Source organism: Bittarella massiliensis (ex Durand et al. 2017), assembly GCF_001486165.1.
GTDB classification, from domain to species: Bacteria; Bacillota; Clostridia; order Oscillospirales; family Ruminococcaceae; genus Bittarella; species Bittarella massiliensis.
This window is the reverse complement of sequence record NZ_LN908977.1, coordinates 766,521-778,342: the sequence shown is the minus strand read 5'-3', so window position 1 is coordinate 778,342 and position 11,822 is coordinate 766,521. Positions and strand designations below refer to the sequence as shown.

Here is an 11,822-nt window from a genome sequence, read left to right as displayed (position 1 = left end):
TTGTGTTTGCAGAAAGGGGAGGGAGCCCTTATAATAGAAAAAGAGAGAAGGGGAGAGAACCCCGTCCGATCTGGGAGGGTACAGATGAAATCGAGTGAGAAGATAGCCTTTACCTGCAGCGAATGTGGGGCAAGTTTTCCCCGGTGGAGTGGTCAGTGCCCCAGCTGCGGCAGCTGGAACACCTTGGAGGAGCACCTGGTGCGCGCCACCGCCGCCGCAAAGGGGGGGACGACTGCCCCTAAAACCGGCGGTCACCGGTCCGACAGGGTGCCCACCGCCCTCAACCGCGTCAGCGAAGAGAGCGAAGCCCGCTTTTTGACCGGCATCGGCGAACTCGACCGGGTGCTGGGCGGGGGGATCGTCAAGGGGGCCCTGGTCTTGCTGGGCGGAGAGCCGGGGGCCGGAAAATCCACTTTGATGCTCCAGATCTGCGGTTATTTGGCAAGACAGTTGCAGGTGCTCTACGTCTCGGGCGAGGAGTCCATCCGCCAAATCAAGCTGCGGGCCAACCGCCTGGGCGTCGACGGCGAAAACCTGAAGGTGTTGGCCGAGACCGACATCTATGCCATCTGCGACCTGGTTGCCTCGTCCCGCCCCGATTTGGTGGTGATCGACTCCATTCAAACCATGAACTTGAGCGAGCTCTCGTCTTCGCCGGGCAGTGTCGCCCAGGTGCGGGAGTGCACCTCTCTGCTGATGAAGACGGCCAAGGGGGAGGAGATCCCCGTCCTCATCATCGGCCACGTCAACAAGGACGGGGCGATCGCCGGCCCCAAGGTGTTGGAGCACATTGTGGACACGGTTTTGTACTTTGAAGGGGACAAGCACTTTTCTCACCGCATCCTCCGCTCGGTCAAAAATCGATATGGCTCCACCAACGAAATCGGTGTCTTCGACATGACGGCGGAGGGCCTTAAAGAGGTGCTCAACCCCTCGATGATGCTCCTCGACGGCCGGCCGGCAGGGGTCTCCGGCACCTGTGTGGCCTGCAACATGGAGGGCAGTCGCCCCTTGTTGGCCGAGGTGCAGGCCCTCATCACCAAGTCGGGTTTTGCCGCGCCCCGCCGTGTCTCCACCGGTTTTGACTACAACCGGGCCAACCTCCTCATCGCCGTGATGGAGAAAAAAGGCGGCTTTTTCTTTGGGAACCTGGACGTCTACATCAACGTGGTGGGCGGCATTCGCCTGGATGAACCGGCTGCCGATCTGGCGGTGATCCTCGCCATGTACTCCAGCGTCAAGGACCAGCCCATTGCCAGCGATGTGCTGGCGGTGGGGGAGGTGGGATTGACAGGGGAGATCCGCTCCGTCTCCCAGCTGCAAGCCCGCATCAGCGAGGCGCAGCGCCTGGGCTTTCGGCGGGTCATCGTGCCCAAACAAAATCTCCGCCACACCCAGTTACAGCCAATCGAGGGAATAGAGGTTGTCGGGGTGAGCTCCATACAAGAGGCGTTTAAAGCGGCTTTTTGATTTCCTCCAAAGGGGTGAAGTGAACACAGCCTTCGCCCAGGTTGTTTCCCATCTGTGACAGATTGGGCAGGTTGCAGTAGCCGTCTTTTTGGAATTTGCACTTTTTTCCGCAAATCACTAGATTCATGGATTTGATCGCCTCCCATTTACAAAGTATCCTGCCCAGTTGATTGGGAGAATATCCTCAAAGCTGAAGCGGTGGGGAGCCGCCTTGGCTCAAATTGGCTGAACGGGTGTTGCACGACTTCACTTTGATGCGGAGCGCGCCAAATCTCTCAATTGATTTTTCCGGGGAGAGGTGCTATATTGGAAACAGTAAATCGCGCTAAATAAAAATTTAGCGCAATTCAGGGGATACGATTCTTTTTCTTGTGCGTTAAAAACCAATTTCTATGGCCTCTGCCGCCTTAGGCTCCACAGGCAGTATATCAAGGCCAAATCAGGAGGTGTCTTTTTGCCGCTGGACAAATCCATTCTCGCACAGACGCCCACAGTGATGCGGGACTTTCTCTTTTATATGGAGACCATCAAGGGCCGTTCGCCCCGCACGGTCGACAGCTACTTTATCGACCTACGCACCTTCTTTCGCTTTCTCAAGCTGCACAAAGGCTTAGTCGCTGCCGGCGCTCCCTTTGACGACATCTCCATTGGCGATGTAGACATCGACTTGATCCGCAGTGTCACCCTGTCGGACGTGTATGAGTTCATGTACTTCATCACCAAGGAGCGCGGCAACAACGCGACGACGCGGGCGCGAAAGGTCTCTTGCTTAAAGTCCTTTTTTAAGTACCTGACAGTCAACGCCAACCTGCTGGAGCAAAACCCCATTAAAGACCTGGAGATACCGGCCATCAAAAAGAGTATGCCCAAATATCTCACCCTTGAAGAGAGTTTGGAGCTGCTCAACCACGTGGTGGATGACGGTTACTACGAGCGGGATTTTTGTATGTTGACCCTTTTTCTCAACTGCGGCATGCGCCTGAGCGAGCTGGTGGGAATCGATTTGGGCGATCTCTCCGACAACACCGTCCGCATTACCGGCAAGGGAAACAAAGAGCGGATCGTCTATCTCAATCAGGCGTGTTTGGACGCAATCGAGAACTACAAACCGGTCAGAAGCCGCAATTTGACCGATATAAAGGACAGAGATGCGCTGTTTCTGTCGCGTTTGGGCACCCGGATCAGTCGTCGGCGGGTGCAGCAGATCGTGGAGCGGACGCTGCAAAACGCCGGCCTTTCAAACCAAGGGCTCTCTACCCACAAGTTGCGGCACACGGCAGCCACACTGATGTACCAATACGGCGGCGTGGACATACGGGTCTTGAGTGAGATTTTAGGGCACGAACACGTTTCGACCACCGAAATCTACACCCATGTCTCCAACAAACAGATGGAAGAGGCCTCCGCCAAGTCTCCCCTCTCGGGTGTAAAGCCGCCCAAGCAAAAAACCGTACCGAAAAAAAATCCCCAAAAAGACGGCAATAAAGAATAAAAATAGAAGCGACCTCCTTCCAGAGATAGCTGGCACTGGAAGGAGGTCGCTTTTTGAAAAATCATTGTCGGACGACGCAAAAAACAGTCAAGAATGCGCGGCAATTTGCCGGGCGATCTCCTCGGCGGCTTCGCGGGCGCTGATTTGGCTGACATCGATCTTTTCTGTTTTCATCTGCTCGTAGAGGGGCAGCCGCTGGAGGCTGCGGGGAATGACGTCAGCCGCGCGGGACCCCTGCTCTACATCCCTTTGCAGGCGGGCCTGCAGGGCTTCTGGGGTGCAGACAAGGGTGAATACCTGGCAGTCAAAGGAGAGACCGGTGAGCCGACCCAACAGCTCGTCGAGGATCTCCCTCTGGTGGATGACCCAGCCAAAGAGGACGTATTGTAGACTGCTGTTTTGCAGAAAATTGCGGAGGAGAAAGGCGATGTTTTCCATCACCATCGCCTTGTTTTCATCGCTGACGACAAAGGGCTCCATATCCCAGCACCAGTCCCCGTCGAGAAAGACGCTGGGCGTCAGTATCTTTTTGAGGGCTTGGCAGGTGGCGGTCTTCCCCACCCCCATGGTGCCGTTGACGACGATCAGCTGTTTTTTCACTGCTTCTTCCCTCCCCCGGACTTGGCTTTGGGATGGTGTTTTTTGTAGGAGGTGCGGGCCGCGTGTCGGACGGCGTTGTGGTAGAAGGCGGTGGACTGGGGGGTGAGATGCCCCACCAGCGCCTGCACGTTTTGAATGGGGGCGCCGCTTTGCAGGAGATGGGCGGCAAAGGACTGCCGCAGGGCCTTGGCGGTGGCCCCTTCCCCCAGCCCGGCCCGGGCCGCATACTTGCGCACCTGTTTGCAAAACCCCTGCCGGGAGAGGGGTCCGCCTTCCAGATTGCGAAAGAGAAGGTCTTGTGAGGCGCCCTCCCCGTCGGACGGAAGGGCGGACAAAACCTCCCGGCAGTAGCGCTGCAGCAGCTGCAAGCACTGGGGGTAGAGGGGGACGCTCCGCTGCGCGCCGTCCTTCCCCTCCACCACAAGGCGGCTCTTTTTAAAGTTGATCTGCCAGGGGTGCAGGGCCAGCAGCTCTTTGACCTGAATGCCGGAGGCGTAAATCAGCTCCATCATGGCGCGATCCCGCAGCCCCGTGGGGGTGGAGAGATCGGGGACCTGCAGAAGGCGGTCCACATCGGCCGGAGAGAGGAATTCGGGAAAGGGGCGCAGATAGTTTTGCACGGCCAGCGACTGGGTCTGCACCTGGCTGTACTCCACCAATTCCGCCTGTTTGAGGTATTTGACAAAGGCGTTGATGGAGGAGACTTTGCGGTTCAAGGTGGCCGGCTTGAGCCCCTGTTCGCGCAGCGCGCCCAAATAGGCCTCGACGGCGCCGTCGGTGATGGCATCGGTGTTGCCGGCAAAGGAGATGGCCTGCAAAAAGCCGTTTACATCGGACAGGTAGGCCCGTGAGGTGCCGGTGGAGACCCTGCCGCAGAGATGGGCGGCAAACTGTTCAGCAATGGAATACATTGCGCTCCTTCCCTCCCCTTTTCATCTTGTTTTTTAAAGTAGCGGCCGACAGTCGTTCCTCACACCTGTATGTAGGAGGAGAATGCCCAAAAGCTGAGCAGCTTGAGAACTGCAGAGGCGACGATCAAAGCGGTGGCGACCCCCAGGCTGTGGGTGAGGCGGCGAAAGGGCTGCCCCAACTCTTCCTTCTCCCCCCAGAAAAGGTCTTTGCAGACGAGGTAGGAGACCCCTGCGCAGTTTCGGGCAAAGAGGAGGAGGGCGCCGGCGCACAGAACGGTGGGCATCAGCAAGATGAGGAGGTTAAAGACCGCCCCCGACACTCCGTGATAGAAATAGAGATAGCCCCCGGTGAGCCCGGTAGAGACCCCCTGTACCGCCAAAAAGAGGTAACAAAAAGGCACGCCGATGCCGCTGAACGAACAGCCGTAGAGCCCCAAAAGGATGGCCAGCGGCGCCAAAACTCCCTGGGAGAGCACGTCCTGCCAGCGGCTGCTGATGGCGCATCGGACCCATGAACAGGCCGAAGCGCCGCTTCCCGCCTCCGCCCAGGGCAAGCCAGGCACCAATAGAGAACCCGCGACACAGCCCAACACAAAGGTAATCGCCAGGCTCAGCAGCAGTGGGTTGACGGCGCTTCCCCGCCTGTTTCGGTGCGGCCGTCGGGCCGGATGTCTTGTACGTCTCATCTTCTTTTCCCTCCTGTTCGATACAGTCTATGAGGGGGAGGGGAAGATTAGTACAAGCTCTCCCCTCCCTTGTCCTCTGCTGGACAGGAAGGGGGCAGGTGTCCTTATCGGGTGCGGAAGGGGAGAAAACAGTGAGATTATGGAAACTACTATACCCCTTGGAAGACAAAATTACAAGGGCAAAATGCTTCCAGCGATGGATGCGCGTTTCTCCTTTGCCCCTCTCTTTCAAAAATGAACGCCGGGCCGCCTGTGATTGAGTCAATACAAATTTCCCGGGCACGCCGCCCCTGCTCTGGAGCGGTGCGCCCGGGAATCGATTTCGATCCTATTCTTTGTGTCAGCGGTGCTTTTTGCGGTAATTGACCCCCCAAACGCCCCCCAAACAGGCGGGGATGACACAGATGGCCAGTTTGGTGATGGCCATGGGGCCAAAAGCGAGCCCAAAGGTGAGCAGGGAGAGCCCGAGATAGAGCAGGTAGAGCAGCACCCCCGACAGGGCGCCGATGGCCATCCCGTTTTGCCGGCGGATGCGGGCGGCGACAAAGCCCGCCAAAAAGCCGCCCAACGCCAGGATGACGGTGGTGCCGGCAATAAAAAAGGCGCTGCCAAAATCGTGTAGGGTCATGGTGAAGGCAAAAATCGCCAGGGTGAGAGCCGTGCCCAGGATTCCAGCGCCGACGCCGATGAGCCAGTGTTTGATGAAACTGCCACCCTCTGTTTTGACCGGCCCCTTTGCCGCGGTTCTCTCCCCTGTACGCATCGTCTGTTCCCTCCGTCTATTTAAGACTTTGGTACAGTCTATGTGTCCAAACAGGGCATTATGCGGGCTTTTGCCGCAGCTGGTCGCTGATCTCCCGCAGCATGGCCGGCACGTCCAGCGGTTTGGCCAGGTGCCCGCTCATCCCCGCATCCATAGCGGCCTGTATGTCCTCGGCAAAGACGTCCGCCGTCATGGCCAGGATGGGGACGGTGGCGGCGTCCGCCCGCACCATCGCGCGGATCTGTCGGGCCGCCTCGTGTCCCCCCATCACCGGCATGTGGACATCTAACAAAATCAAGTCGAAAAAATCAGGTCCGGTGCTGGCAAACCGCTCGACACAGGCCAGCCCGTTTTCGACCGCCTCCACCTGTGCGCCAAAGCTCTGCAGCAACTCTTGGGCGATTTCCCGATTGAGGGGGTTGTCTTCGGCCAGCAGGATGCGCCGTCCGGCGAGGGAGACCTCCTCTCCCTGCGCCTCTTCTTCGGAGGCTTCTCCCAGAGCATACTGCCGCAAGCAGCGGCGGAGAGCGGAGGGAAACAGGGGCTTTTGCAGAAACCCAGTGACGCCGAGAGCCAGGGCCTCTTCCTCTGCCGGAGACCAATCACAGGCAGAGGTGAGTAGGAGGGGAACACCTTTTCCCAGCCGCCGGATGGCGCGAACAGCCTGAAGGCCGTCGGGGTCGGTGGGCTGCCAGCCGAGGAGGACGAGATCCCACTCCTCTTTTTGTGGCCTTTGGGCCGCAGCCTCTCCCCCCTCGGCGGTCTGCACCTCTGCACCCAGGTCGCGCAGGGCAGCGGCGGCCGCTTGACGGGAGGGCTCGTCGCTGTCGGCCACCAGAACGCGCAACGGGGGCAGTGATGGGGATCCTCCCGCCCCTTCAGAGGAGAGAGGGAGGTCCACCTCTACAGTAAAGGCCGTTCCCTTGCCGGGAGCGCTGTCCACAGAAATGGTCCCCCCCATCAGGTCGACAAGCATCTTGGTAATGGCCATCCCCAGGCCGCTGCCCTCGATTTGATCGATCCGACTGTCCTGTTCCCGCACAAAGGAGGTAAAGAAGTGCTCTAGGAATTCCGCCTTCATCCCGATACCGCTGTCAGAAACTCGAAAGATCAGGTGGGCACACCCCTCGCAGGGGGAGGGGGTCTCCTCCACCTCCAGGCGGATGGAACCGCCCTCTGGGGTGAATTTGACGGCATTGGAGAGGAGGTTGAGAAGCACCTGTCGCAGCCGCAGCCCGTCAAAGCAGAGGGTCTCATGGGAGACCTGACAGGCCACTGCTTCAAAGCGCTGGCGCCGCTGGCGAACGATGGGCTGCGTGACGGTGACCATGTCGGCCAATAAATCGGCCAGCGAGGCGGCCTCGGTGCGGAGGGTCATCTTTCCGCTTTCGATTTTGGAGAGGTCCAGCACGTCGTTGATGAGTCCCACCAACAGCTGGCCGGACTGTTGGATGTTCTTCATGTACTCCCGCACTTTCTGGGGCTCCTCGGCGTGGTCTGCGGCGAGCCGGGCCATGCCCAAAACGGCATTCATCGGGGTGCGAATGTCGTGGGACATGTTGGAGAGAAACCGGCTTTTGGAGCGATTGGCACTTTCGGCCGCTTCGCGGGCTGCCTCCTGCATCTGCAGGACCCGGCGGGAAAAGTGGCGATAGATCAGAAAGATGGCGGCCAAAACCAAAACCGCCGCCAGAATAAAGGCGAAGAGGACCTGGGAGTGTCGGGTGATGGTCTCGGCCTGTTCCATGATCACCCCGTCAGGGACGATGGAGACCACATACCAGCCGTCGGCGTTTTCCAGCGGTACATAGCAGAACACATAGTCCTCATTTTGATACTGAAAGCGGGCCACCCCCCGCTGGCCGTCCGCCAGCGCCGCCTGAAAGGAGTCCACCGCTTGGGCGCTGTTTCCCTGTAAGTCGATGATGTCAAAGAGATTTTGAAAGGTGCGGTTGCTGTTTCGGTGTTGGGAGCGAATGAGGATGGCCCCCTCCCGGTTGACCACGTAGGAAAAGCCGGTATTGCCGTAGAAAGAGAGAGAGAACCGGTCGGCGATCTCGCTGCGGGGCTGCACTTTTTGCAGGTAGCCCGCAGTTCCGTCTGCAAAGAAAAAGCGCTCATAGACGCCCACCGTCCAGACCCCGGTGCGCCCTTCCAAAAAGGGTTCGCGCATCCCCTGTCCCTGCAGGGCCTGAAAGACCTCCAGCTGTGGCTCGCGCAGGGGAACGCCCCCCTCCCGCAAACTGGTGTAGGCGATCTCCCTTTCCAAATCGACGCAGAGAAAGTCGCCCTCGTCGCCGCCGGCCAGCCGCAACTTCTCCTGGATGGCGTCCGCATCGCCCGGCTGTTCCTCCGCCAACTCGACGGCCAAGAGGTGCAGGGCATCGGCATCCTTTTCCAGGTAGACGTCCAGGGCGTGGCGGCCCTGGGCAGTCACCTCTAAAATATCGGTGACCGCCATGTCCCAGAGGGCGTTCTGGACGCTGTGGATGTAGAAAAAGCCACCAGCTAAGAGGGCTGCCACCGCCAGGGTCACCAGTAGCACCACTGCGACCACCCTGTGCTTAACCTTCACAAAAAGGCCCCCTTTCTCTCTGTTCTGTGTCGCCTTCCCCCTACTGGGAAATCAGCTCTTCCATCCGGCTGACCGCCGACTCGGCACTGTCCCCTTCGAGCATGCCGGCGATGCACTGGCGGGTGACGTCCCAGATGGGAAGTTGCAGGTTATCGTCTGCTCCGAGGACACAGCGGCCGTTGGTGAGGTAGGGGCCGATGGACTGAATGGCCTTGTCCTCCGCCAGACGGTTTTCGTCCAGGGGGCTAAAGGAACTCTGGCTGTCGACAAACTCCCAGAGGGCGTCAGGCTGGGTCAGATACTCGACAAAGCGCTTGGCCTCTTCCAGGTGGGGGCTGTCGGCGTTGACACTGACGCGGGTATCTACGTTGACCACCAGCACGCTTCCGTCCTCTGCAATGGGGTAGGGGCGCACCTCGAAGGAGAAATCGGGCGAACACTCCCGCAGGCGTGGGGTGGCCCAGGCGCCGGTGAGCATAAAGGGCCGCTCTCCCCCGGCAAAGAGGACCAGGTCGTCCTTGGTCTTGGCGGTGTCCCGCGCCTCCTCCCTATCCACCCAGCCGCGCGACAACATCTCTTCTACAAAGGAGAACCCGGGGCGAAGGGCCTCGGCCAGGTTCGCCTCGCCGCTGTTGAAGCGGCCGATGGCGGCCACTGGGTCCTCGCTCTGGTAGACCGGCAGCATGGCCTTGGCAATGGCCACCGTCTTGAGGGAGATGTCGTTGTTGGCAACGATAGGGGTGATGCCCTGGCCCACAAAGTAGTCGCAGACCGCCTCGAATTCAGCCAGGTTTTCGGGGACCATTTGCCCGTGTTCTTTTAGCAAGTCCAGATTGCAGTAAAGGCCGAAGGCGGAGATGGAAGTGGGGATATAGTAGAGGGTGTCACCGGCGTACATCTGGCTTTTGGCCAGACCGCTGAAGCGGTCCAAAGTGGAGAGGTCGGAGAGATCCGCAAGTTTTCCCTGGGCCCCCAGTTCCAGCGCCCGTTCGTGATCCACCATGAAAATGTCGTCTCCGTTGCCGGTGGCAAGACGCTTGCTCAACACCTCAAAGTACTCGGGGCTCTTGATGCCGTCATAGGAGATGTTGGTCTCAGGGTGTTGGTCCATGTAGCCGTGGAGAGCATCCTCAATGGCCGTGACATTGAGCGCTTCGTACTTGAAGCCAAAAAAGGTGAGCTCGCACTCCCGCTCCTCTCCCCGATTGGAGGGAAAGACCCTGTTTTCCCCCGGCCCGTCCGAACAGCCGCTGAAGGCAGCGACCGCCAGAGCCAGCGAGACAAGAAGGGCCAGGGCCCGCTTTCGCCTGTTCATGCGACATCATCCCCCTTTTGAAGGCTTCTCTTGCTTTACCGGGCCGCCGCGCGATTCCCCCTTGCGGAAGGTCGGCAAACACCTCTGTGGCAGCAAAGAGAAGCATCTACTGCTATCAGTGTAAATAATTGGGTGTTATTTGTCAAATTGTCCTTCTTTTTTATCTCCTGTTCCCCATCGTCGAAACAAAAAACAGCCAGACCCCACTGGTGTGAGGTCTGGCCGGAAGGAGCGGAAACACTACTTTTTCTCTTTTTTGTCCTTCTCTTTTTCCTTGGGATCGGCGTTGTCAATGGGGTCGGAGAGCTTCTCCACTTCCTGCACGGCCCATTTCTTGACCCGCAGTTTGGTGCGGTCGCTGCCCGTCTCAAAGAGAACGGTGTCCTCTTTGATGGAGAGGACGCGGCCGACGATGCCGCCGATGGTGGTGATCTCGTCTGCAACCTGCAGGTCGTCGCGCATCTTCTTCAGGGCCTTGTCCTTCTTGCTCTGGGGACGGATGAGCATGAAGTAGAAGATGATCAGGATGAGGATCATGGGCAGAAAGGTCATCAGCATATTGGTGCCGCCGGCGGCCTCCAGCAAAAACAAATTCGACATTGATAGTTTCCCTCCAAAAAAATTACAGTATTTTTATTATACTATCTGTTTGCCGGTTTTTCAACCGGTTTGCAAATCTTCACGCAGCGTTCACATCTTCCTCTAGATGCGGGTGTCCAGCAAATCGACATATTGGGCGCGAAACGCCTCAAAGGTCCCCTCTTCCAGGGCGGCGCGAATTTTTTCCATCAGGGTGTTATAGAAGTAGAGGTTGTGCATCACCGCCAGCCGTTGGCCCAGCTTTTCGCCGGCGCGGAAGAGGTGGCGGATGTAGGCGCGGGAGTGGCGACGGCAGGTGGGGCAGTCGCACTGGGGGTCGATGGGCAGGGTGTCCCGCTCGTACTTCTGGTTGTTGATATTGCGAATGCCCTCCCAGGTGAAGAGATGGCCGTGGCGGGCGTTGCGGCTGGGCATGACGCAGTCGAAGAGGTCGATCCCCCGCCAGACTCCCTCGATGATGTTGCCGGGGGTGCCCACCCCCATGAGATAGCGGGGCTTGTCCTGCGGCAGGTATTCGTCCACCACCGAGAGGATGTGATACATCTCCTCCTTGGGCTCTCCCACCGCCAGGCCGCCCACGGCGTAGCCGTCCAGGTCGAGGGCGGCGATCTTCTTGGCGTGTTCGATCCGCAGGTCCTCGTAGGTGCCCCCCTGGTTGATGCCAAAGAGCATCTGGTTGGAGTTGTTGCGGTCGGGCAGGGCGTTGAGCCGGGCCATCTCGGCCTTGCAGCGCACCAGCCAGCGGTAGGTGCGGTCGCAGGAGGGCTTGACATAGCTGTACTCGGCCGGCAGCTTGATGCACTCGTCAAAGGCCATGGCGATGGTGGAGGCCAGATTGGACTGGATCTGCATGCTCTCCTCCGGGCCCATGAAGATTTTTCGCCCGTCGATGTGGGAGGCGAAGGTGACCCCCTCCTCCCGAATTTTGCGCAGCCCCGCCAGAGAGAACACCTGAAAGCCGCCGCTGTCGGTGAGGATGGGGCGCTCCCACCCCATAAATTTGTGGAGACCGCCCAGTTCGTGGATGAGCTTGTCCCCCGGGCGCAGATGGAGGTGGTAGGTGTTGCACAGCTCCACCTGGGTGCGCAGGTCCACCAGGTCGTAGGAGCTGACCGCCCCCTTGATGGCCGCCACCGTGCCCACATTCATAAAGGCAGGGGTCTGCACGGTGCCGTGCACCGTTTTGAATTCGCCCCGGCGGGCGTGGCCGGACTGTTTGAGCAGGGTGTACATAGTTCACTTCCTTGTCTGGGCGCGCCCCGGTGGACGCGCCGGTTCATACAGGCCATTATTATAGACATTTGGCGGCGAAAAGTCAATTTGCCCGCCAGCCCATCCCCCCTTTCCCGCCTCCCCTCTCGGGCGGCGGTTCGACAAGGAGGGGCGGATTTGCTATAATAAAACGCAACA

General features: G+C 59.1%; 10 protein-coding genes. 2 read left to right on the top strand and 8 right to left on the bottom strand.

Annotation, left to right across the window (positions count from 1 at the left end; translation table 11 throughout):
- Positions 1-84: 84 nt before the first annotated feature.
- On the top strand, positions 85-1,470 hold the full coding sequence (radA, locus tag BN3266_RS10620) for a DNA repair protein RadA (RefSeq protein ID WP_059005126.1): 1,386 nt from the start codon (positions 85-87) through the stop codon (positions 1,468-1,470).
- A gap of 454 nt (positions 1,471-1,924) precedes the next feature.
- Positions 1,925-2,962, top strand: a complete 1,038-nt coding sequence (locus BN3266_RS10615) for a tyrosine-type recombinase/integrase (RefSeq protein ID WP_368013954.1) — start codon at positions 1,925-1,927, stop codon at positions 2,960-2,962.
- A gap of 87 nt (positions 2,963-3,049) precedes the next feature.
- On the opposite strand, the gene BN3266_RS10610 is transcribed toward BN3266_RS10615, so the two are convergent.
- From BN3266_RS10610 to tgt, 8 genes are all read right to left on the bottom strand, one after another.
- Positions 3,050-3,562: an AAA family ATPase gene (locus BN3266_RS10610; RefSeq protein ID WP_059005125.1), complete on the bottom strand. Its 513-nt coding sequence runs from the start codon at positions 3,560-3,562 to the stop codon at positions 3,050-3,052.
- On the bottom strand, positions 3,559-4,473 hold the full coding sequence (locus tag BN3266_RS10605) for a tyrosine-type recombinase/integrase (protein WP_059005124.1): 915 nt from the start codon (positions 4,471-4,473) through the stop codon (positions 3,559-3,561). Before BN3266_RS10605 ends, BN3266_RS10610 begins: the two co-directional genes overlap by 4 nt.
- Before the next feature lie 59 nt (positions 4,474-4,532).
- A complete protein-coding gene (locus BN3266_RS13955) occupies positions 4,533-5,159 on the bottom strand; it encodes a hypothetical protein (protein ID WP_154669062.1) in 627 nt (208 codons plus the stop codon).
- Between the two features lie 340 nt (positions 5,160-5,499).
- On the bottom strand, positions 5,500-5,922 hold the full coding sequence (locus tag BN3266_RS10590) for a TIGR04086 family membrane protein (protein ID WP_021659147.1): 423 nt from the start codon (positions 5,920-5,922) through the stop codon (positions 5,500-5,502).
- 58 nt (positions 5,923-5,980) lie between these two features.
- Entirely contained in the window at positions 5,981-8,497 is a 2,517-nt protein-coding gene (locus tag BN3266_RS10585) for a response regulator (RefSeq protein WP_242861760.1), read from the bottom strand.
- Positions 8,498-8,537: 40 nt separating this feature from the next.
- Positions 8,538-9,812, bottom strand: a complete 1,275-nt coding sequence (locus BN3266_RS10580) for an ABC transporter substrate-binding protein (protein ID WP_059005121.1) — start codon at positions 9,810-9,812, stop codon at positions 8,538-8,540.
- A gap of 240 nt (positions 9,813-10,052) precedes the next feature.
- Positions 10,053-10,412 carry a preprotein translocase subunit YajC gene (gene yajC, locus BN3266_RS10575; protein WP_021659144.1) on the bottom strand — a complete coding sequence of 120 codons (360 nt, stop codon included), beginning with the start codon at positions 10,410-10,412 and terminating at the stop codon, positions 10,053-10,055.
- A 102-nt stretch (positions 10,413-10,514) separates the two neighbouring features.
- Positions 10,515-11,645: a tRNA guanosine(34) transglycosylase Tgt gene (gene tgt / locus BN3266_RS10570; RefSeq protein WP_059005120.1), complete on the bottom strand. Its 1,131-nt coding sequence runs from the start codon at positions 11,643-11,645 to the stop codon at positions 10,515-10,517.
- Between the last annotated feature and the right edge of the window lie 177 nt (positions 11,646-11,822).